This is a genomic window from Bacteroides ndongoniae, from assembly GCF_900108345.1.
Classification (GTDB): Bacteria; Bacteroidota; Bacteroidia; order Bacteroidales; family Bacteroidaceae; genus Bacteroides; species Bacteroides ndongoniae.
Map to the genome: position 1 here is coordinate 947264 of NZ_FNVV01000013.1, position 21985 is coordinate 969248.

Below are 21985 nucleotides of genomic sequence, written 5' to 3' on the forward strand. Positions count from 1 at the left end.
CAGGGGTATTTTACGATAGCCCGGCTTTGCATAGTTTTGCATCAGATAATTGAAACATAAACGGACTTTACAAGGTATGAAGAGATTGTTTTTACTTTTGATTTTGATGGCTTTTAATGCTGCATTGAGGGCACAGGGAGAAGCAACGGTAAGCGGTATTGTGACCGATCGTACTGCTGGCGAGCCTTTACCTGCTGCTACTGTGAGTATTGCACCTGTTTCGGACACATCGGCCAAGACTTATACTTCGACCGACGGTGAGGGAGTTTTCTCTTTTCGTGCCATGGCGGTAGGCGAGTATGTAGTTAGCGTAAGTTATGTAGGCTATAAGCCAATGGAGAAAAAAGTACGGATAACGGATAAACAACAGTCGTATACGTTGCGTATCGTTCTCGAAGAGGATGCGCAGTTACTGGGCGAAGTATCTGTTCAGGGACGTGCTACACGGGCCGAACAACGTGGAGACAGTTTGACGTATAATGCCGAAGCTTTTCAGGTGATGGAGGGAAGTTCGGCCGAAGATTTGCTGGCCAAAATGCCGGGTATTGTAGTCGAAGGCGGTACTGTGCAGGCACAGGGCGAACAGGTTCAGAAAGTGTTGGTAGATGGTAAGGAATTCTTTGATGGTGATGTAAACCTGGCTATCAAGAACCTGCCCTCGGACGTTATTGCCAGTATTGAGGTGTTCGACAAGAAGAGCGAACAGGCAGAGTTTACCGGCTTCGACGACGGCGAGGAGGTGAAGACTATCAATATCATTACCAAAGGAGGTTTCCGTCAGGGCACCTTTGGTGAAGTGTCGGGCGGTTATGGTACGGACGATCGCTACAAGGTAAACGGTAACATCAACTTCTTCGATGACGACCGTCGTATTTCAGTGTTGGGTATGACTAATAATGTCAACCAACAGAATTTTTCGCAGGAGGACTTGGCTGGTGTAATGTCGTCGGGAGCCAGCGGTCGCGGAGGCCGTGGTGGCCGTGGCGGTGGAAGCCGCTCGGGCAGTGGTGCGGGAGGTGCTTCTACATCGAACTTCATGGTAGGCTCTTTAGGAGGCGTAACTTCGGCCAATGGTCTCGGCTTGAACTATGTAGACCAGTGGAGTGATAAATGGAAGATAACCGGCAGCTATTTCTTTAACCAGTCGGACAATCTGACGCAGCAGCTGACCGATCGCGAATATTTCGAGTCCGTATTGCCGGGTATGACTTACAGTGAATACCAACAAAGCCAGATGGAGAACTGGAACCATCGATTCAATCTGAAGCTGGATTATCAGATTAGCGACCGTACTTCCTTGCAGATTCGTCCTTCGCTGAGTTTTCAGAATAACGACAGCTACAGCCTGCTCCAAGGCAAAAACTTGCTGGACGGTACGGCCGAAAGCGAAACCGAAACAACTGCGAACGGTAGTACAGATGCTTACAACATAGGCGTTGACCTCAATCTTCGTCACCGTTTTCTGAAAGAAGGGCGTACCCTTTCGCTGATGCTTAGCGGTAAGATGAGCAATACCGATGGTGATACCTATACTGATTATCTCAATACGCTTTATGGTGTAAACGGATTGTCGACAACAGATAATTATAGTCAGCTGAAACAGACGTTGAATCGTCAGTACAGTCTTCGCTCCAATCTTAGCTATACGGAAAAGCTGACCGATAACCTGCAACTTCAGTTGGGATATAAGTTGAGTTATACTGATTCGGAGAACGACCGTAAGACTTATGAACGCTCGGCTGTGACCGACCTCTATGACCAGTTGGACGAGAGTCTGTCCAACGAATATCAGTCGGGCTACCTGACACAAGCCGGAAGTGTAGGGTTGCGTTATCGCGTGGGACAGTTCAATGCCATGCTGGGTGTCGATGCCCAATGGGCCGATCTGACAGGCGATTTGGTCTATCCACAACCCGACGAGCTGTCACACAACTATTTTTCTGTGTTGCCGTCGTTCACTTTGCGTTATTCATTGGACCGTACCAATTCACTGCAATTGCGTTATCGCAGCAAGTCGTCGGCTCCTTCGGTCACCAGCCTGCAGAATGTGATAGACAATTCCAATCCGCTTTTCCTTTCTGCCGGTAACCCTGACCTCGACCAGCAAATATCGCATACGGCCAATCTGCGCTACATCCGTACTACCAAATCGGGACATACGTTTATTGCCATGGTAGGGGCTACTATCCAGAAAGATTACGTGGCCGACAGTACTTTTGTGGCCAAAGAGGATATTGCCCTCTCGCCGACGGTGACCCTTAATAAGGGTTCGCAGTTTACCCGTCCTGTAAACTTGGATGGTTACTACAGCTTGCAGTCTATGCTGACTTATGGTTTCCCTATAGATTTCATTCGTAGTAATGTCAATCTCAGTCTTTCGGCCAACTATGCCAACGTTCCTACTATTTTTGACGGAGTGGAGAGCCGGACACGTGAGCTGAGCCTCATACCTAAGATTATCATTGGTAGTAACATCAGCAAGAATCTCGATTTTACAGCTTCCTATTCGGCTGGCATCAACAAGATGTTCAGTTCGCTGGATACAGCCACGGGCAGCGACTATGTGACCCATACAGCAGCCGCCAAGTTGGGCTGGACCTTCTTCTGGGGACTGACTTTCCGCAGCACGTTTAACTACATTGGATACACTGGCCTTGACACAGGCACGGAGGATTATTTCCTGTGGAACCTCTCGTTGGGCAAAAAGTTCCTGAAGAACAATGCAGCCGAAATCAGGATTGAAGCTTTCGACGTACTGAAACAGAATCAAGCCTTCACTCACCGCACAGGCAGTAACTATTACGACTATGTGAACAGCAATGTGCTGCAGCCGTATGCGATGGTGAGCTTTGTATATACTATTCGATAACCTTTTAAAAATGACAGAAAGATGAAAAAGATTCTTTTCTTGGCCCTTGTGGCCATGCTGAGCGTGCAGAGTGCCGATGCTCAGCGCAAAGGCGGTAATGACCGTAAACGTACTCCTGAACAAATAGTGAAAAACCTCGACGAGAAGTTGGATTTGACCGACGAGCAAGAGAAACAAATCACTGCCCTTTACACCGACTTCTTTAAAAAGGAACTTTCGCGCGAAGAGCGCCGGACTGCTATGCAGGAAGTGGAGAAGAAAGTGACTTCTCTTCTTACCGATGAGCAGAAGAAAGCTTATGAGCAAATGAAGAAGGAACGTCCGCAGCGGAAACGTAAATAATGTTGGCATAAGAAAACGAGCCGGGGATTACCCCAGCCCGTTTTTGCGTAATAATTCTTCTATTTCGTGTGAGGAAATGTTCTCGCGTTCGGCCTTGTCGTAAATGTAAAGTAGGTTGATTTCCGTTTCATCGACCGCGACGATTACGGTAAATGTGATGACCCGCGCTCCGCCACTTTTTCCTCGTCCTTTCGAGGTAATGGTCATACGTATCTTACGCAGACCGCCGCCGAGGTCGGTACCAAGGTGGGGATTTTGTTCCAAAGCCTCAATCAGCGTTTCATAGTCTTTGGCAAACGAACGGTAATGTTTGGCCATCCGTTTGGCTTCCCGTTGGAAGGTTGGCTTAACCAATATCTTGTAGTTCATACAGAAACTCTCTTGCTGTTTTTTCTTCCAACTTTCCTTCTCGCGTTTGTTTGACTTCCTTCAGCCCCGCATCAATTCCTGCCAGGATTTCTTCCTTGCCGATGCTTTCCTCTTCTATCTGAAGATCTTCAATCAGTTTGTCGGCCAGCCATTTTTTATTCTTTGGTGACAATGACTGAATGGTTTGCCACAGGCTTTCCATTGAGATGGTTGCTTTCATACGTTGGTTCTCCTTTTTAATCTATTTCTTGATTACAAAGATACGATATTCTTCGTAATAGCCTTGTAGAAAAGAAGATAAAAAATCCTTTTCCCGTCGTTGCTGCAAACGTTTTCCGGCAGGTTGAGAGCGGTTTGTGTACGAAGTTGCTGTAGATTTACCATATTTTTCCTAATATTGCAAACTGAAAAATAAAGACACAACTTATATCAACAAAAGCTATGAAACATCGTTTTCTTACTCTGTTGGCCGTGCTTGTACTGATGTCATGCGGGTCGGCAGACAAAACTCCTTCTATTCCTGCACTGACAGTTGATGAACTGGGCGTGGAGGTCGCTCCCGAAGCAAATCGTGAATATTCGTATACCGACAAGAAGGCGGGATACTGGTATGGACGTACACATCAGGACGAGCCTACCGATTGGTATGCCGGATGGAATCAGGCTAAACGCCGTATTTTCTCAGACTATGCTTTGACAGTGGACGGCAAGCCTCTATTAAGAAGCAAATCGCAAGTGTGTGTTTACCCCGACCGATTGGTACGTCGTTGGCCTGTTGCAATCGAAACACTGGCCATGGTGGACAACCGGGAATTGCTCAGTATTACAGTGGATAAGGTGCAGGGCGACAGCATCGGCATTACACTGAATGAAACGCTGCTGAAGGATGCCAACCGACAGACTGACGCATTGTGTTACACACCACAGGAGGCAGAGAATAACCGGTTGAAGGTAGTCCCTTTGAATCCCGTTGGCATCAGCTTCAATGGTAACTGTATGCAGGCACCCGCATCTGCCGGAGGCTTCCTCATTGCTTATGGTACAGAGGCACATTGCGACTCGCTCATCGCCGGTTATCGGCAGGAAGGTGCGGAATGGCTGGATCAGCGCAAGGCACGCATGAACGACTTGGTTACTGAGAACAATCCGCTGCACACCAACTTGCGCGAACTGGACAAGGCGCTGGCCTGGATTACCCTGACCATGGACGAACTGATTACCGAGCAGCAAGGTAAGGGCATTTATGCAGGTTTGCCATGGTTCAACGAGTATTGGGGGCGCGATATGTTTATCGCTATGCCGGGTGCTACACTTGTTACGGGTCAGTTTGAAGTAACGAAAGATATTCTGAAGGATTTTGCCAAGTTGCAGGATCACGATACTACTTCAGTGACTTGCGGCCGCATCCCCAATCGCGCCAATCTGGAGGGGATTCTCTACAATACTGCCGACGGTACGCCGCGTTACGTCATCGAGGCTGAAGAACTCCTTCGCTATTCGGGCGACCGCAGTTTCCTTCGTGATATTTATCCTTCCGTTGTCCTCAGCATCGACCAGAGCTTGCGCCATCACACGGACGAGAAAGGTTACCTGCTGCATGCCGATGCCGACACGTGGATGGACGTGAAACGTAATGGCATCCCTGGTTCACCTCGCGGCAATCGTGCCAACGACATCCAGTATTTGTGGTACAAACAGCTGGAGGCCGGTACTCACTTGGCTCGTCTGATGGATGATGCACCTCATGCCGAAGCCTGGCACGAAGCAGCCGTTCGCCTGGCTCGCAACTTCGAGGCTGATTATTGCAACAAGGATAGCCTTCTTATCTACGACCACCTGAATGCTGACGGCACTCCCGATCTGCAATACCGTCCCAATCAGCTTTATTGTTTCGACCTGATAGCCGACGAGGATTTCAAGCAACGCGTCACCCGTCGTGTGTGGGAAGAACTGGTTTATCCGTGGGGCGTGGCTTCATTGGCGCAATGGGATCTTCAGTTTCATCCGCAGCACGAGAACTGGCATTATTACCATAAAGATGATGCTTATCACAATGGCACCGTCTGGTTGTGGAATAACGGCATTGCCATGCAACGCATGATAGAGTATGGTCAGCAGGAGACAGCTTGGAAACTCTTCCAAAACATGAACCGACAAGCCTTACACGAAGGTGCAGTGGGCAGTCTTAGCGAAAACGCCGATGCTCATCCGCGTGAAGGACACTCGTGGGCAGGCCGTTCGGGTACTTTCCTGCAAGCGTGGAGCAACTCCGAACAACTGCGTGTATGGTACCAGTATTTCCTTGGCATCCGTCCCGACCTGATGAGTGGTACGGTGACTGTCGAGCCCAAGTTACCGGCTGATATCACAGAATTGCAGACTTCGGTCAAGATAGGCCGTGGTACATTATATTATACGTATAAGAATGGAAAGTTCGATGTACGTCTCGAAGGTGAGGATGCCAAGGTCAATCTCATCCTGCCTCAGGCTGCTGCTCCCAATCCGATATTCGACGGCATAGACTTCTGTCAGCCTCGTCCGTTGGAACATTATCCGTGTTTTGACACGTATCATGAAGAGGCGTTGACATACTAAAGGAATTACTTTACAAGTCATATAGTATTACCCGAATTTTCACAGATTAATGCACTGTGATAGTCCGGGTAATGTCGTTTCTGTATTTCCTTTTATTTCAGCAGATACCAGCAGGAGGTGGAGAAGAAACCGCGCAGTATGGGAAAACGGCTGAGCGGCTTCCACAGTTTGCGGGGGTACAGGTGGAATTTGGTTTCGTAGTGCGGATTGATGAACCACAGCTGTCGGTCGGCAATCCGGTAGTGCTGGCGGGCCAGTTTCTCGAATTGCTCGATGGTGGTACGTGTACGACGGATGTTCATCAGTTCGTTGATGCCACCTTGGGGTTCACCAGCCAGACGGAGCAGTCCTCGATAGGCTACTCGTGGCAACAGATGGATGAAGGGCAAGTGGGCAAGCAGGGTATGATGGCAAATCTGCTGGTGGCCACCGAAGGGCATCTGCCAGGCAGGAAAGGCGATAAAAAGGAGGCCGCCGGGCGACAGGAGATGCTTGATAGCGGCGAGCAACTGCCCTTTGTCTGCAATGTGCTCGATGACGTCGTGCATCAGGATAAGGTCGAAGGTTTCTTTTGTCACTGGTGCATATTGCAAGATGTCGGCAGCTAGGAAAGTACCTTTTGCTTCGGCCTGACGGAAGAAACGGCGTGCCTCTTCAATACGCGTGGTAGCCAGGTCGATGCCTGTCACCCGGCAACCGGCTTGTGCGAAAGGCAGAAGATTGCCACCTTCGCCGCATCCTATTTCCAATACACGAGTTTGGGACGTGATGCGGATAAAGGATTGCACATAGGGAATGTAGTGAAGGCGGCAGGTCTGTACCTGCTCGCGGAAGTAGAGTTCTCTGTTTTGATGTCTTTGCTGCATGTTGTTTTTGGTTTTGATGATGCAGCAAAGTTACGGGCTAATCTATGGCAGACGAAAAGAAACGGATGACATGATAATTCTGCTAAATGCTGTATTTCAGTATATTATGAACTATTTGCATGACATTTCGTTTCCGGTTGCTTCCATGCGTAGTTTCATGCGTCGTTTGCGCTGGGCTACGATGCCTGTATCCGTATTGCCAAAGCAGAGGGCAATGGCAAACGTTCCGAAGCCTGCCGATGCCAGACAGTGATAGAGCAGGTCGCCTTCGGTAAGGCGCGGATAGCGTTCTTTCAGGCGGGCGGTTTCATCGGCGTAGATGTCGGTTACGGCTTTTCGCAATTCGGTCTGTTCCTTCTCGGTCAGTACGCGAACATTGCGCTTGTCTTTGCTGTCTTGTTCGGCCAGCAGGATGACGCGGCGGCCAATAGCAGTGCGTTTCAGGGTCACGGCTCGCAGGTGGGCAATCTGTTCCTCGGTGTGTTGCAGCAGTGCTTCGCGTTCGCGGTCGTTTGCGTTCAGGTTATCCTTCAGCAAAGCTATTTTTTCGTTGAGTCCTTGTAGGGCAGCTTCGTACTTCAGTTGTTCTTCCCGTTTCTTGCGCCGCTGGTTTTGCAGGGCGAGGAGGAAAGCACTTGCGGCCACAGTCAGTGCAAGTATGCCCAAACCGATGTAGAGCCGGTGGCGCTCTTCTACCTGACGGATTTTCAGTTCGGCTTCGTGCTGGTAGGCCAGTTTTTCTATTTCGAGAGTCTTTTGTTGGGCGTATAGAGTGTCGGCAGATAGGGTATAGGTCAGTAGTTGGTTATAGGCTGTCGAGTCGTTTCCCAGGTGATGTTCCAGTTGGGCGCTCAGCATCAGACTGGTCATACGGTCCTTGGTGTCGGGTGCATGGATGCCTAAGTTGAAGTAATAACGGGCAGAATCTACGTCGAACCGATGTCGGTGGATTTCGGCCAGTGTGGCATAGAGTTTGGCCGGCTTTTGGCTGAAGTCCATGCTGAGGCGGGTATAAAAGGCAGCCGAGTCGAAATTGTTTTTCTCCAGAAAGTGCCAGCCGTGCAGACGATAGATTTCGGCTAAGTTGACCGAGTCCTTAATCAGTCGGGCCAGGTGGATAGCACGGTTATATAAGCGGATATTTCCGATGCTGTCTCCTAAGATATGTCGTATGGTGCCAAGGGCTTCCAATGTCTTGACCATGTCCGACGTGTCACACAATAGCGAATCCCGTTGGTAAGCCTGGGTATAAGCATCGGCGGCTTTATCGAAAACTCTGTCCCACAAATAAATGCTTCCCAAGTTATAATAACTGCGTGATTGGATGTGTGGATCGTCTGTCCGGCTCAGTACCTCGTAGTACAGGGCCATTGCTTCGGTCGGACGTTTGTTTCTCTGCATTTCGGTAGCTTGTTCGAATATGTCTTCTACATCGGGGCGTGGACGCAAGTTGCAGGCTTGTGTCAGCAGAAGCAGAAACAAAACGGGGATAATTGCAGGCTTGCAGTTCTTGATTCTCATGTTAAGGTGTTGTTGGTGTGAATGGAAGTATTACCTAGAGGAACAGAGCTACAGTCCACATCCGGAAGTAGTCGAGGCTCATGTACATCAGTCCGTGATAGCGGTTGTTCGTTCCCCACGAGTTCTGTGCCACGAAGTAGGGACGGCCTTCGTTGTCCGTTGCCCATCCTACAAGCAGCAAGGTGTGGTTGTCGTCCAAATGGCCACGGCGGTAATTGTTTTCGCGGTCGTCGGGACTGACGGGTGCATCGTGCCAGATGGCCAATCCTTCGCGCCAGTAGAAGCCGTTGTTGCTTGTGTCGCCTTCCCATACTACGGTGCCGCCTTTCTTCACTGTCTGTTCGGCTATGCGGCAGAGTGAGTCGAGGGGCAGGTTCATGAAGCTTTTCCGTTCGTAGTTATCAGGATAGTCCAGCACCAGTTCTTGGTTATAAGGCGTGTATTGGAAACTGGTCAGGCGTTTTACGTCGGGCATGCCGGCGGTCAGTCGGTGGTAATATTCCAGTGGCGACAAAGAGAGACTGTCTCTCCCTACTCGTTCGGGCAGTGTACCCATGTAGCGGTCGAGTATGGCGTTGACTTCTTGCAGGAACTGTTTACCGCTGTCCGTATCTTTGCGGTGTTGTTTCAGTAAGTCAGCCAGTTCGCGGTTCATATCTTTCAGTCGGGTACGCGGGCGGCAGGGATATTCGTCTTGCGGAACAATGCCATAGCGTCCGGCCAGTGATAGAAAGGTATGTCCCATTCCACGGATAGAAACCTTGCGGGCCTTGTCCTGCCAGGCGCGGAGGGCAGCTTCTTCGTAGGCTTTCCGTGTGATGAACCAGGGGGAAAGGGCAATTGTATCGCTGCGTTGCATCAGCAGATTTTCCAGACGGGCGGTCATAGAGTATCCCCAGCAACTTTCTGCTTGTCCCTGATTGCGGGGCGGAGCGGGCAGGGGGCTAAGGCATTCGTTGTGGAACGTCAGTTCGGGCGCCGTCGGCTTGGAGGTCCATTGACAGCCGGTTGTCATCAGCATACTGAGAAGGACCGAGAGAAAGATATAATGGGTTTTCATGGCTCTGTATCGGATTTATTCTTTTCAGATTGAATATTTGGGTGCAAATATCGGCTTTTTAAAGGAGTATTAGGTAAGTTCTGGGTTATTATTTTTGTGAATTGTGTGGTTAGAAAAAAGAAAGAGACTATTCCCTTTGGCAGGAATAATCTCTTCCTTATATATAGTATGTTGAAATCCTTCTGGATTACTTGTGATAGCTTTCCAGCTCTTCGGCCTTGAACTTACGGATGAAGTTGAAGTGCTTTTCTACTTCGGCTTCGGCGTAGTTGACATAAACCTGTGCCGATTGGGCGAAGAGTTCGGGAGCCTTTGTAGCATCCTGGATGATGAGCTGCGACATCACGCAGTCGGCTGCCATCTCGTAGAGGCGGCGTGCGGTGAAGTCGAGCAATTCCTGGTTCTGGGCTTCCTTTACGGCAGCAGTGCAGGCTTCGAGTTTGTTGGTCATTTCCTTCACGCGGTCCATCAGGGGTTGCATGGCCTCGCTGCACGGGATTTGTTCGTATTCGTGCAGGATGGAGGCGTAAGTGCCGTTTGTCACGTAGCGGATGGCGGCCACCGTCTGCAATTGGGTGGTACCTTCGTAGATGCTGGTGATGCGGGCATCGCGGTAAATGCGTTGGCAGGCATACTCCATCATGAAGCCCGAACCACCGTGAATCTGGATACAGTCGTAAGCGTTCTGGTTGGCATATTCGGAGTTCATACCCTTGGCCAGCGGAGTGAAGGCATCAGCCATCTTGGCGAAGCGTTTCTGTTCCTGACGTTCTTCGGGAGTCAGCTTGCGTTCGCGGGCGATGTCGTCCAGGGCCTTGTAGATATCGACGTAGCGCGATGTCTGGTAGAGCAGCGAGCGGCCGGCATCAAGCTTGGCTTTCATTGTGGACAGCATATCGTAAACGGCGGGGAACTCGATGATGGCTTTGCCAAACTGCTTGCGGTCCTTGGCGTAGGCCAGACCTTCGTCGTAGGCTGCCTGACTGAGTCCGACTGACTGTGCGGCGATACCCAGACGGGCACCGTTCATCAGCGCCATCACATACTTGATCAAACCCAGCTTGCGGTCGCCGCAAAGTTCGGCCTTGGCATTCTTGTAAACCAATTCGCAGGTGGGGGAACCGTGGATACCGAGCTTGTTTTCGATGCGGCGTACGTCCACACCGCCGTCGCGCTTGTCGTAGATGAACATGGAGAGGCCGCGGCCGTCGTGTGTACCTTCTTCGGAACGGGCCAGTACGAGGTGCAGGTCAGCGTCGCCGTTGGTGATGAATCGCTTCACGCCGTTCAGACGCCAGCACTGATTGGCTTCGTCGTAAGTAGCTTTCAACATGACGCTCTGCAGGTCGGAGCCGGCATCGGGCTCAGTCAGGTCCATGGACATGGTTTCGCCGGCGCAGATGCGGGGGATGAAACGGCTGTGCTGGTCTTCGTTACCGAATTCGTACAGCGTTTCGATACAGTCCTGCAACGACCAGATGTTGCCGAAACCGGCATCGGCCTGAGCCACGATCTCCGCACACATGGTGTAGGGAGTGATGGGGAAGTTGAGACCACCGTAGCGGCGCGGCATGGTCATACCGTTCAGGCCAGCCTTCACCATAGCGTCGAGGTTCTGCTTCGTACCGCTGGCATATTCCACACGGCCGTTGGCACAATGAGGACCTTCTGCGTCTACGCCTTCTGCGTTGGCGGCAATCACTTCGCCGGTAATCTCGCCGGTGATTTCCAATACTTTGTCGTATGAGTCCATAGCGTCGGCATAGTCCTGCGGCGCGTAGTCGTACTCATCTTTATCTCTATAATTGCGCTCTTTAAGTTCGCAAATGCGTTCCATCAATGGATTGTTCAGATGGAAGCGCAATTCCGGATGTTCAGTATAAAAATTGGGCATAGTCTTTTTATTTAGGGGAGTTAAGGAGTTAAGGAGTTAAGGAGTTAAGCCGAATGTTTAAATTCTGCTTCTCCTTATTTCTTAATCCTCGAAGCGTTTATTAGTGACACTTTTACAATAAGCATTCAGCAATTTACTCACTTCTTCTATGCTCCCAGTTAATTGTATATAGCTGTTTTCAGTAATGTAATTTAAATCTTTAGAAAGGAGTATGTAGTATCTGCATTCTTCCAGGCTGCCTTGTGCAATGTTCAGAAAACGGAGTTTATCTGCTCTCCCCATCTTTTTAAAGCCCTCGACGATGTTGGCGGGAATAGAAACTGCCGCTCGCTGGAACTGAGACACTAAACCGAATCGTTCGTGTGCAGGGTAAGCAGCGGTGTTTTTATAAACATTCAGTACAAACTGATGCGCTTTTTGCCAAACAATGAGGTCTTTAAAACTTTGGGTCATAAGTAAAACTATTGGCTTAACTCCTTAACTTCTTAACTCCTTAATTCCTTAGAATACCATTACTTACTGTTCTTCTTATAATACTTAATCATTTTAGGAATTACCTCTTCCACCGTTCCATTGATGACATAGTCGGCGATGGAGTTGATGGGGGCATTCTCGTCGTTGTTGATGGAGATGATGATACCCGCATCCTGCATGCCGGCGATGTGCTGGATCTGGCCGGAGATACCGCAGGCGATGTACAGTTTGGGATGAACCGTAACACCGGTCTGGCCAATCTGACGGTCGTGGTCGGCAAAGCCGGCGTCGACGGCGGCACGGCTGGCACCTACTTCGGCGTGGAGTTCCTTGGCCAGTTCGAACAGCATGTCGAAGCCTTCCTTCGAACCCATGCCATATCCTCCGGCCACTACGATGGGAGCGCCCTTCAGGTTGTGTTTTGCCTTTTCTACGTGGCGATCGATGACTTTCACTACGTAATCTGTTTCGGGCACGTACTTGGCCACGTCGTGGCAGATCACTTCGCCCTGATAGTTCTCGTCGAGGATTTCTTTCTTCATCACGCCTTCGCGAACGGTAGCCATCTGCGGACGGTGTTCGGGGTTGACGATGGTGGCCACGATATTACCACCGAAAGCAGGACGGATCTGGTAGAGCAGGTTTTCGTAAGTCTTGCCAAGCTTCTTGTCCTCGTGGCTACCGATTTCCAGCTGTGTACAGTCGGCGGTCAGTCCACTGGTCAGGGCTGAAGATACACGCGGGCCGAGGTCACGGCCGATGACAGTAGCACCCATCAGGCAGATCTGAGGCTTCTCTTCCTTGAACAGGTTGACGAGGATGGAAGTGTGGGGCAGGGAAGTATAGGGGAAGAGGCCCGGAGCGTCGAACACGTGTACGCGGTCCACGCCGAAAGGCAACACTTGTTTTTCCACACCTTCGAGGCCGGTGCTGGCGCAGATGGCTTCCAGTTGGCAGCCCAGCTCGTTGGCCAGCTTGCGGCCTTTGGTCAAAAGTTCGAGACTGACGTCGGCAACATGGCAGCCGTCCATCTCACAATATACAAATACGTTGTTCATAGTTCAATTGCTAAAATTCATCATCTTCGTAAAAAGTTTCAATACAATTGGGAATTCGGAAGTTATTAAAATCTAAATTTTTATTTAAATATCCATCCCAAAAACAAAATATGGGGAAGTAATCATCAAATGTGAATAACAAAGTACCACCTCTTTTAATTTGTTCAATTTCGCTATCTTTATCAAAACAATTTCCTATTTGGAATATATAAAAGTCATAACTAATGCCTTTAGAGCATTTCATAACTTTATTAAAGAAGTATTGTGTATTGAATAATATGTCATCAATTCTTTTACGTTCTTGTTTATCTTTGAATTTATATGCGAGATAAATTTCATTAGTAGAATAACTTTTGGGTAATTTTGTGTATAGTCCAACAAAACTATCAGATATTAATGGCGCTGGTGTCCTAAGAATTTTGGGAGCCATTATAAAAGTTGTCTTATTGAATTTTAAATTATCCATAGTTACCCAATCGTATGATTTGCAATCAGTTCTACAATCAGGTTCTCTACATCTGCGTCGCTGCCGGTCAGGGTCTTGCTTTCTTTGGCCTGGAAGACGATGTTTTCGATCTTCTTCACCTTGGTGGGCGAGCCGCTGAGGCCGCATTGCTTGGTGTCGCCGTTGACGTCGGCCACGCTCCACTCCGTGATGTTCAGGTAGGGGCGTTGCTCGTAGAGCGAAGCATAGGGCAGTGTGTTGCCGTCTTTGGTCAGGGCTGCTTTCTCCTGTCCACCCATGGCACGTTTGTACTTTTGTACCAGTTTGGCGTTGCGCGGACGGCAGGGAGCGGCGCTACCGTTTACGGTGAGCACGATGGGCAGCGGACCTTCTACGGTCTCCACGCCGCCGTCGATGTGGCGTTTCACGCGGATGCGTCCGTCTTTCACTTCCTCAATTTCTTCTACATACGTTATTTGTGGCAAGCCCAGCTTTTCGGCTACTTGCGGGCCTACCTGTGCTGTATCGCCGTCGATGGCCTGACGACCGCCGACGATGATGTCATACTCGCCGATTTTGCGGATGGCTGTGGCCAGGGCATACGATGTGGCCAGTGTGTCGGCACCGGCAAAGGCGCGGTCGGTCAGCAGATAACCGCCGTCGGCACCGCGGTAAAGTCCTTCACGAATGATTTCGGCTGCACGTCCCGGTCCCATGGTGAGCATGGTGACGGTCGATCCCGGGTGTGCGTCTTTCAGGCGGAGCGCCTGCTCCAGCGCATTGAGGTCTTCCGGATTGAAGATGGCCGGAAGGGCCGCACGGTTGATGGTACCGTCGGCGTTCATGGCATCCTTGCCCACACAGCGTGTGTCGGGCACTTGTTTTGCCAATACTACGATTTTCAAACTCATGATATTAAATAAATAATTAGTATAAGTATTTATCTTTTGTCAGAGCCAATGCCGGCAGGAGGGTTGGGGGCCTGTCCTGTCAGGATATGCAATTGGCTATCAGCTTGCAAATTTACTGAAAGTGTCGGGTTTGGCAAGAAATAGGAGCAGAAAATGCACAAAGCAGATGGAACTGAGCAATTTCTTTGGTTCCTTGTAGTACTCTGCTTGGTATATTTCCGGCGTTTGGCTTACGTCTTGGCTGCCGGGATGTATATCCCGGCGCGCGGGATGCACATTTCAGCACGCGGGATGTATATCTCGCGGCGCGAGATGAAACGTAAGTAAGGGAAAGAACATAGAAAGGCCACGCGTAAGTGCTACGTATGGTGGTAGTATGGGCAAGGCGGTACTGGCTTTGGATATGCAAAATGCCCGCCTTCCTCGTCAATAGGGGAAGTGCGGGCATTGCTTTAAAGGAATCTATTACTGGTTTAAAACAGTCGGACGGACGGTCAGAAGATGATACCGAGGCGGAATCCTGCGTTGTTCTGACCTTCGATGTCGCCGGTCAGTGTGGCCGTACGGTTGGTGGCATAGCTGTAGTAGCCGGCCAGGTGGAATCCCCAGTTCTTCTGTTTCGTGGGGTAGATTTTCAGGCCGACTTCGGGCGAGGCATAGAAGCCCCATGCCTTGTCGTAGAGGCCGCGTGTGCCGAAGTAGGTGGTGTTGCGGGCAAACATGGCTCCCAGCTTGGCACCTACATAGGGGCACACTTGCGAGTGTGTGCAGAGTGCGTAGTTGACGGCGGCTCCGAAAGGCAACTGGAAGGCCGACCGTTGCTGGTCGGTCGTAAGGCTTTCGGTTGGCGAAAGTTGCAGTGTCTGCCGGCCGACGTATTGGTGATTGGTGTGAAACGATACGAAGGCACCCGCCGAAAGTCGGGGTGTGATGTCATACAAGCCTTCGAAGTTCATTCCCCAGCCGCTTATCTTATCGGCAAAGTCGGTGTTCAGCGGGGCGTTCATCTGCCAGTCTACAATGAGGTGCGCCCTACGTTCGGGGTTGCATTGTGCGTTGGCTTGCTGGTTGATGCCCAGGATAAGGCAGGAAGCCAGCGTCAGGGTTTTCATCAGAGTTTTGATATATGTTTTCATTGTTTACCTCCGTTTCTTATTTGTTGGATTGGATATAGGGTGACTGTTCGAAAGCCTGTCCGATGGCATCGGTCATCAGCTGGATGTTGTACCAGGAGTTGTACTGGTAGCCCGAAGCGTTGGCGTACCAGATGACGGGCAGTTTGGCATTCTCGGTGCCATTGTCCGACAGGTCTATCATTTCCATCACCAGTGTGTTGGTGTCGTAGCTGTAGCTCACGGTGTAGGGGTAGTACCAGCCTCCCCACCAGGGACCCCAGTAGCCGTAGTCCCACCATCCGTTCCAGTAACCGCCGCTTACGATGTGGGTGGTCTGTTCGATGTACGACAGCTGTACGCCCAAGTCGGCCTCGTCTTTCTGTTCGGGGTCGGTGATGCGTTGATATCCACGGCTGTTCATGGCGCTTTCGATGGCTTTAATCAGCTTCTGGGCGTTCTCGTCTTTCCAGTAGGTGGCACGGTAGGTCCCGGCTTCGAGAATGCTGTCGGGCAGGAAGTAAGTTTGAAACTTGCCGAAGTCGGCTTCATTGTCATAGTCGGTGTAGACTACCATGTCGTTGTCCAGTTGGTCCATATCCGGATCTTTCTCGCATGACATTATGGCTAATGCCATGCAGGCCAATAACAAAATCTTTTTCATAATCTTCTGGTTTATTTTCTATGGTGAAGGAAAGCCCGTACGGATGGGGCTTTCCCGAATAAGTTTGCTTATCCGTTCTTCTGCATCAGAGGGAGCGTCCTTTGAATACGGTACTTTTCTCGATGGGCACGATGAAGCCGTTGAGCGTCATGCGGTTGGAGTTGAAGTTGGGGGTAATGTTTACGGATGCCTTATTGCTTCCTTTGTAGAGCGTGATGTCTACGCGGGCCGAAATGCCGGTACCCATGACGTTGATGGACAGATTAAGGTTCCCTTTCTTGTCTTTACGCAAGTCGTAGTCCGAGAAGCTGCCTTCTACCGTTACGCCTCCCAGTCCGTTGGGACCGCTTACCGGTATGTTGAACGCCACCTGTACGACGGCTCGCTTGTCTTTGACGGATACGAAGTTGGTGTTGGAAGTCACGTAGGCGGTTTGACCGTATTTGAATACTACCCTGTCGGCTTCGAGGGTGAAGGCACGGTTTTCGAGTGCCTGTTCGGCTTCGACAAACAGCAGGCTGTCGATGTGCTCCTGCAATGCTTTCTTTTCGGCTTTCGTCAATTCTCTTTCTTGTTCTTGTTGTGCTGCGGCACTTCCTGCCAATAGAAGCAGGAACATTGTCATCATTAGAGTCAACTTTTTCATAATTCTGGTTTTTTAAGTTAGGCTTTATTTTTTGCTTGTCTGTTTATAAAACAAATTGAATCAGCTTTTACTGCTTAGTGTTTGATTAATAATGTTTAAGAACTGTTCTCTTTATCCTTTTTTAATCTTTAAACACTGCTGGAATGCTTTTTCCGGGATAAAGATAGCAAACGTTAACATAGCCGCAGTGCAGTAGTTGCCGAGCCGTACGAAAAGCGTGCTGAAGTGGTGGTGTATAGGGCTGAAAACAAAACGGGCCTCCACTTGGTGGAAGCCCGTTGCTGTATTAAGTCAGTTGTAAGGGAAGTTATTTGATTCCCAGTTTAGCTTTGATTTCGGCAGGCACAGCATCCTTGTGTACCAGGATGTTCATAGTCTTGTATGCTACGAAAGCTTTCGATGCATACCAGATACCTTTGTACTTGCCGCTCAGTCCCCAAGAGTTCTTCACCATGAAATACTCTTTTCCGTTCTGATCCTTGGCAATACCGTAGATTACCATGCCGTGGTCGTCGGTAGTTTCCCAGTTGTCGAAAGCTGTCTGACGCATTTCCTGAGTAACGTTGACTTCGGGCAGCGGTTTGCTGGTCAGCTCCTTGCGCTTGTCGGCAGCAGTCATGCCTGTCCAGCGTGCCATGTCCGAACCGGTCAGTTCGGCACCGCGTGCTGCGTCGGGCATTACGGCGATACCGTCGCGGGTAAAGCCCTGTTCGCTTACGTCGCTACCCCAGGCAAAGGTGTAGCCTGTGCGGATGGCGTTGTCCATAACAGCCATCAGTTCGTCAATCGGCAGGTTGTAGGACAGACCGTTGCGCCAGTTGTCCTGGATTTCGATAGAGAACTGAGTGTAGAACGGATGGTGTGTGTACGAAGTCAGTGATACATAGTCGTCCGGATTGATGCCCAGGCTTTCGGCAAAGCTCTTCGGAGTGTATTGCTTGCCCTGATAAGTAAACGTTTCGGGGCATTTGCCCAGATAAGTATCGTAGATGGCGCTGATGCCGTTCTTCCAGACCGGAGTCAGCTTGCTGAAGTTTCCTTTACCGATGGCTTGTACATAAGCTCCGGCTACGGCATCCAGTTCGTTGTGTACAGGCAGAGAGTCGCCGTACATGATGCCCGGCATGGCTTCCTGGGGTACAAGACCGTAATTCTTCATACAGTACATGATGTCGTAAAAGCTTCCGCCCGGCGAGAAAGAAGCATCGCCGTGGTAGCGTACGTAGTTAACTGCACGGTCGACCATCGTGTGGTGAACGACGAACATCTCGGAAAGGTCGTAAGTACCTTTGCCCAGACGCAACAGTTCGCTTTCCAGGAATCCGAGGCTGGAGAAGCTCCAACACGTGCTCGAACGGTTCTGGTTCTTGATACTGGTGATGGGGTTTTCTTTAACTGTGGTGAACACGAAACCCTCTTCTTTGGGTTCGGTCTTCTTCTTGGCCGACATGTCGAAGGCTACGAGAGCCAGTGCGGCAATGAGGATAGTTTTTTTCATCATGATTAAATTAGTTGGAAAATTCTGTTACCGATGGCAAAGATAGTGAGAATATCGCTAACAAAAGCTATCTTTGAGCGTTAATTCAAATGAATATATGAAGAAAACAATACAGATAGACACCAGTACGGGACTGGTGCTCGAAGGTGGAGGCATGCGTGGCGTGTTTACCTGCGGCGTGCTCGACAGCTTTATGGACCGGGGCATCCGTTTTCCGTATGTCATAGGGGTCAGTGCCGGGGCATGCAACGGACTTTCCTACATGTCGGGGCAGCGCGGAAGGGCCAAGTTCAGCAATATTGATCTGTTGGAGAAGTATCATTATATCGGTCTGAAGTATCTGTTGCGCAAGCACAATATTATGGATTTTGACCTGCTGTTTCACGACTTTCCCGAACGTATTCTGCCTTATGACTATCAGGCCTATTTCAACAATCCGGCCCGTTACGTCATGGTGACAACCAATTGCCTGACGGGTGAGGCCAACTACCTGGAAGAGAAGAAAAACAAGGAACGGGTGATAGACATTGTGCGTGCTTCGAGCAGTTTGCCGTTTGTCTGTCCGATAGCCAGAGTGGACGGCATCCCGATGCTGGATGGTGGTATTGTTGACAGCATTCCCTTGTTGCGGGCACGTGCCGACGGGTGTCGTAAAAACGTGGTTGTGCTGACTCGCAACCGGGGATACCGCAAGAAAATTCAGGGAACACGTGTACCCCGTTTCATTTACAAAGAATATCCTTTGCTGCGTGCGGCCATCAACCGCCGTAGCCTACTCTACAACGAACAGCTGGAACAGGTGGAAAAACTGGAAGAACAAGGCGAAGTCATTGTGATACGCCCCGTGCGGCCTGTTGAGGTAGACCGCATTGAACGCGACACTAAAAAACTTCTGGCACTTTACGAGGAAGGTTACCGATGCGGTATGGAACTCGAAGAAGTGACCTCGCATCCGTAAAAGGGGGCTTACACCATGTCTTCTCCCGTATGGATAACCGGCACGCGTACCGTTTTATGGAATGGAATGAAGCGCGAAACGATGGCAATGACCAGCGTAACGATAAAGAGCCATCCCAGAATATGCTTCAGTGCCAGCAGAGTGCCCTGTTGCTGTAATACGTTATAGAGGGTATTTGTAGCCAGCTGCATAGCTTCGTCTATGCCATGTCCTTGTGCCAGACTGCTGCTTAATGTAGATTGCCACCGGACGGCTGCCAACGGATCGGTGGCTGTGAGCGACTCGGACAGCTCTACCATATATTTCTGTTGTAGGTGGTAGAGCATGTTGCTGTAAAAGGCAGATGCGGCGACCGGCGTCAGCACCGAGCGGAAAAAAATGAGGAAAAAAGCATTCGACAACAGAAGTTTCGGTGGCATGTCCTCGACAGCAAACAGGGCGAAGGCTATGATAAGTGTCAGCATACCCAATCCGCGAAGAAACATCGGCAGGTAAAGCATCTCGTAGGTACTGTCGGGCGAGATGCCGAAATAAAGCATCCCGAAGAACAGGGCAAAACAGGCCATGCCACCGGCTATGAGAAAACGAAACCGCCACCGTTGCCACCTGAACCACCAGAAACAGATGAAAGCTCCTAACATATAGCCCGGCAACAGCCAGATGTAGAGGGTATAGGTGTGAGTGGTGTCAACACGCAGAATGGTTGTCAGGTAGCTGGTGATCAGACTTGTGGAAGTACTGAAGAACATGACCATCATCATATAGAAATATCCTACAATGGCTTTCCACTGGAACAATGGCTTCAGACTGACAAACGGATGTGAGGAATGGAACTGTTCCCAAAGAAAGAGGGCTATCAGCAGCGGAGCGATTACAATATAGATACAGATGCGGGTAGAGGCCATCCAGTCGAGCGTCTTGCCGTAAGTGATGACGTAGATAAGCATCAGAAGGCCGGTAGAGATGATGAGCATCTCGCGCGGATGCAGTTCTTTCCAGGGAATAGGGCGCGAAGGACGGTCCTGACGGAAGAACAGAATGACAGCCAGGATGGCCACCAGCAGAAGCAACATCATGAAGTAGTACATGTATTTCCAGTCGTAATGATAGGCCAGCAGGGCCGTGATGACCATCGAAAGTTGTCCGCCACCGAATACCAGCGGATAGAAGTAGGCATAGAATTCGCTTCGGATGTCTTTCGGGCTGAAGATGAACTTGATGCGCCGGATAATCCAAAGCATGAGGAAGCCTTTCAGAAATCCGATGATGAAACTGGCGGCTATCAACAATTCGATGTTGGCCTGACGGGCACAGAACCAGCTGAGAAAGAATTGGAGTGTAAGGTCGATGAGGAGCAGCGATTTGCCGGACAATGCTCCCAGAATTTTGGGTACGATGGGGTAGGCTATGGCCATGCCTGCCGATGCAGCATAGTAGCCGATGGTGATGTCTTCGGTGTAGACGCCCAGCGTGTTCGATACTTCTACCATACTGCCGGTATACGTGCCGTTCAGCATGGCGATGGGCAGCATGATCAGAAAGACGGTGGCTACTGACAGACGGTCGGGCACCCATTTCCGGGCAGGAATGTCAAGTTCGCGTGCTGTTTTCATTTCTTTCGTAAGGCTTCGGTTTCTACCATCATGCCTGCCCGGAGCAGGCTCATGCTTTTTTCGTCCACATCGTCCAGGTCGATGCGTACGGGGATGCGCTGCTGCACTTTGACAAAGTTTCCGGCGGAATTGTCGGTAGGTACGAGCGAGTACTTCGAACCGGTTGCTTCGGAGATGGCTGTTACATGTCCGTGAAGAATGCGATTGGGCAGGCCGTCTACTTTGATGCGTACGGGTTGCCCTATGTAGATGTTGGCAATCTGGGTTTCACGATAGTTGGCAGTAATCCATTTGTCCGACTGACGGACAATGTACGAAAGTGTTTGTCCGGCACTGACGTACTGGCCCGGCTCCAGTGTGCGTCGTCCCATATAGCCGTCGTAGGGCGCGGTTACTACCGTGTACGAAAGGTTCAGATTGGCCAGGTCGAGAGCTGCTTCGGCACGCAGGATTCCCGCTTCTGCATTCACATGCTTCTTGTTGGCTTCGTCGTATTGCGAATTGGCTGCTTCTTTTTGGCGTAAGAGGGCATTGTAGCGGGCACGGGCAGCGTCGTAGTTGGCTTTAGCTTGGTCGAACTGTTGTGCGGGGACGGATTCTTCTTCTAACAGACGTTCGTAGCGGTGATAATCTTGCTCGGCTTGCCACAATTTGGCTTGCGCTTCGGCCAGATTGGCATCCTGCTCGGCGATATGTGTGTGCGAGGTTCGAATGCCCGAGGCCAGTACGTCGCGTGAACCTTGCGCATCGAGCAGGGAGGCCTGTGCTTCCTTTTGGCGAATCAGGTATTCGCGGTTGTCGAGTACGACAAGTGTATCGCCTTTGTGTACAAACTGGTGTTCGGTGAAGCGTACTTCCTGAATGTAGCCGCCTACCCGGATGTTTACGGGTGCGATATACTGATCGACAAAGGCGTCGTTGGTTATTTCGTAATTGATGTATCTCCAGAAATAGTTGGCGGTCCAGGTCAGTCCGGAACCGGCTATGAGGATACATATAATATTAAGGATGATGTTGCGCCGCTTTTGGCGTTTCAATCTTCTATATTTGGCTTGTAGTACAGACATGGTGGTTATGGATTGGTTAATGA

The 21985-nt window shown here is 50.2% G+C and carries 20 protein-coding genes; 4 read left to right on the forward strand and 16 right to left on the reverse strand.

What is annotated here, in order from left to right; all coding sequences use genetic code 11:
* Positions 1 to 76 precede the first annotated feature (76 nt).
* The gene (locus BQ5591_RS08530) at positions 77 to 2869 is read left to right on the forward strand and encodes a TonB-dependent receptor (RefSeq protein ID WP_071148988.1); all 2793 of its coding nucleotides are present in this window, start codon (positions 77 to 79) and stop codon (positions 2867 to 2869) included.
* A gap of 21 nt (positions 2870 to 2890) precedes the next feature.
* Positions 2891 to 3211, forward strand: coding sequence for a hypothetical protein (locus BQ5591_RS08535; RefSeq protein ID WP_071148989.1), 321 nt, complete (start codon positions 2891 to 2893; stop codon positions 3209 to 3211).
* Between the two features lie 27 nt (positions 3212 to 3238).
* On the opposite strand, the gene BQ5591_RS08540 is transcribed toward BQ5591_RS08535, so the two are convergent.
* Both BQ5591_RS08540 and BQ5591_RS08545 read right to left on the reverse strand, forming a co-directional pair.
* On the reverse strand, positions 3239 to 3580 hold the full coding sequence (locus BQ5591_RS08540; protein ID WP_071148990.1) for a type II toxin-antitoxin system RelE/ParE family toxin: 342 nt from the start codon (positions 3578 to 3580) through the stop codon (positions 3239 to 3241).
* The gene (locus BQ5591_RS08545; protein ID WP_071148991.1) at positions 3558 to 3800 is read right to left on the reverse strand and encodes a hypothetical protein; all 243 of its coding nucleotides are present in this window, start codon (positions 3798 to 3800) and stop codon (positions 3558 to 3560) included. Before BQ5591_RS08545 ends, BQ5591_RS08540 begins: the two co-directional genes overlap by 23 nt.
* Positions 3801 to 4021: 221 nt before the next feature.
* Here BQ5591_RS08545 and BQ5591_RS08550 point away from each other — a divergent pair, with 221 nt between their 5' ends.
* Entirely contained in the window at positions 4022 to 6175 is a 2154-nt protein-coding gene (locus BQ5591_RS08550; RefSeq protein WP_235817060.1) for an amylo-alpha-1,6-glucosidase, read from the forward strand.
* A 92-nt stretch (positions 6176 to 6267) separates the two neighbouring features.
* Here BQ5591_RS08550 and BQ5591_RS08555 read toward each other — a convergent pair whose 3' ends face one another.
* The 12 genes from BQ5591_RS08555 to BQ5591_RS08610 form a co-directional block, all read right to left on the reverse strand.
* Positions 6268 to 7041: a class I SAM-dependent methyltransferase gene (locus BQ5591_RS08555; RefSeq protein WP_022161811.1), complete on the reverse strand. Its 774-nt coding sequence runs from the start codon at positions 7039 to 7041 to the stop codon at positions 6268 to 6270.
* 111 nt (positions 7042 to 7152) lie between these two features.
* Complete coding sequence (locus BQ5591_RS08560; RefSeq protein WP_071148992.1) at positions 7153 to 8562, reverse strand: hypothetical protein; 1410 nt, start codon at positions 8560 to 8562, stop codon at positions 7153 to 7155.
* Between the two features lie 34 nt (positions 8563 to 8596).
* Positions 8597 to 9622 carry a C1 family peptidase gene (locus BQ5591_RS08565; protein ID WP_083380907.1) on the reverse strand — a complete coding sequence of 342 codons (1026 nt, stop codon included), beginning with the start codon at positions 9620 to 9622 and terminating at the stop codon, positions 8597 to 8599.
* A gap of 187 nt (positions 9623 to 9809) precedes the next feature.
* Positions 9810 to 11516 (reverse strand): acyl-CoA dehydrogenase family protein, encoded by a 1707-nt coding sequence (locus BQ5591_RS08570; protein WP_071148994.1) that lies wholly within the window; start codon positions 11514 to 11516, stop codon positions 9810 to 9812.
* A gap of 81 nt (positions 11517 to 11597) precedes the next feature.
* Complete coding sequence (locus BQ5591_RS08575) at positions 11598 to 11969, reverse strand: four helix bundle protein (protein ID WP_071148995.1); 372 nt, start codon at positions 11967 to 11969, stop codon at positions 11598 to 11600.
* Positions 11970 to 12028: 59 nt separating this feature from the next.
* A complete protein-coding gene (locus BQ5591_RS08580) occupies positions 12029 to 13048 on the reverse strand; it encodes an electron transfer flavoprotein subunit alpha/FixB family protein (RefSeq protein ID WP_071148996.1) in 1020 nt (339 codons plus the stop codon).
* A 10-nt stretch (positions 13049 to 13058) separates the two neighbouring features.
* Positions 13059 to 13514: a hypothetical protein gene (locus BQ5591_RS08585; protein ID WP_071148997.1), complete on the reverse strand. Its 456-nt coding sequence runs from the start codon at positions 13512 to 13514 to the stop codon at positions 13059 to 13061.
* A 2-nt stretch (positions 13515 to 13516) separates the two neighbouring features.
* The gene (locus tag BQ5591_RS08590) at positions 13517 to 14404 is read right to left on the reverse strand and encodes an electron transfer flavoprotein subunit beta/FixA family protein (protein WP_071148998.1); all 888 of its coding nucleotides are present in this window, start codon (positions 14402 to 14404) and stop codon (positions 13517 to 13519) included.
* A gap of 494 nt (positions 14405 to 14898) precedes the next feature.
* Entirely contained in the window at positions 14899 to 15540 is a 642-nt protein-coding gene (locus BQ5591_RS08595; protein ID WP_071148999.1) for an outer membrane beta-barrel protein, read from the reverse strand.
* A 16-nt stretch (positions 15541 to 15556) separates the two neighbouring features.
* On the reverse strand, positions 15557 to 16180 hold the full coding sequence (locus BQ5591_RS08600) for a DUF4136 domain-containing protein (RefSeq protein WP_071149000.1): 624 nt from the start codon (positions 16178 to 16180) through the stop codon (positions 15557 to 15559).
* Positions 16181 to 16265: 85 nt separating this feature from the next.
* Positions 16266 to 16826, reverse strand: coding sequence for a DUF4251 domain-containing protein (locus tag BQ5591_RS08605; protein WP_022161802.1), 561 nt, complete (start codon positions 16824 to 16826; stop codon positions 16266 to 16268).
* A 307-nt stretch (positions 16827 to 17133) separates the two neighbouring features.
* The gene (locus BQ5591_RS08610; RefSeq protein WP_071149391.1) at positions 17134 to 18324 is read right to left on the reverse strand and encodes a C1 family peptidase; all 1191 of its coding nucleotides are present in this window, start codon (positions 18322 to 18324) and stop codon (positions 17134 to 17136) included.
* A gap of 97 nt (positions 18325 to 18421) precedes the next feature.
* On the opposite strand from BQ5591_RS08610, the gene BQ5591_RS08615 reads away from it, so the two are divergent.
* Positions 18422 to 19282: a patatin-like phospholipase family protein gene (locus BQ5591_RS08615; protein ID WP_071149001.1), complete on the forward strand. Its 861-nt coding sequence runs from the start codon at positions 18422 to 18424 to the stop codon at positions 19280 to 19282.
* An 8-nt stretch (positions 19283 to 19290) separates the two neighbouring features.
* Here BQ5591_RS08615 and BQ5591_RS08620 read toward each other — a convergent pair whose 3' ends face one another.
* Entirely contained in the window at positions 19291 to 20895 is a 1605-nt protein-coding gene (locus tag BQ5591_RS08620; RefSeq protein WP_071149002.1) for an MFS transporter, read from the reverse strand.
* Positions 20892 to 21962: an HlyD family secretion protein gene (locus BQ5591_RS08625; protein ID WP_071149003.1), complete on the reverse strand. Its 1071-nt coding sequence runs from the start codon at positions 21960 to 21962 to the stop codon at positions 20892 to 20894. The genes BQ5591_RS08620 and BQ5591_RS08625 overlap by 4 nt, the downstream gene beginning before the upstream one ends.
* Positions 21963 to 21985 lie beyond the last annotated feature (23 nt).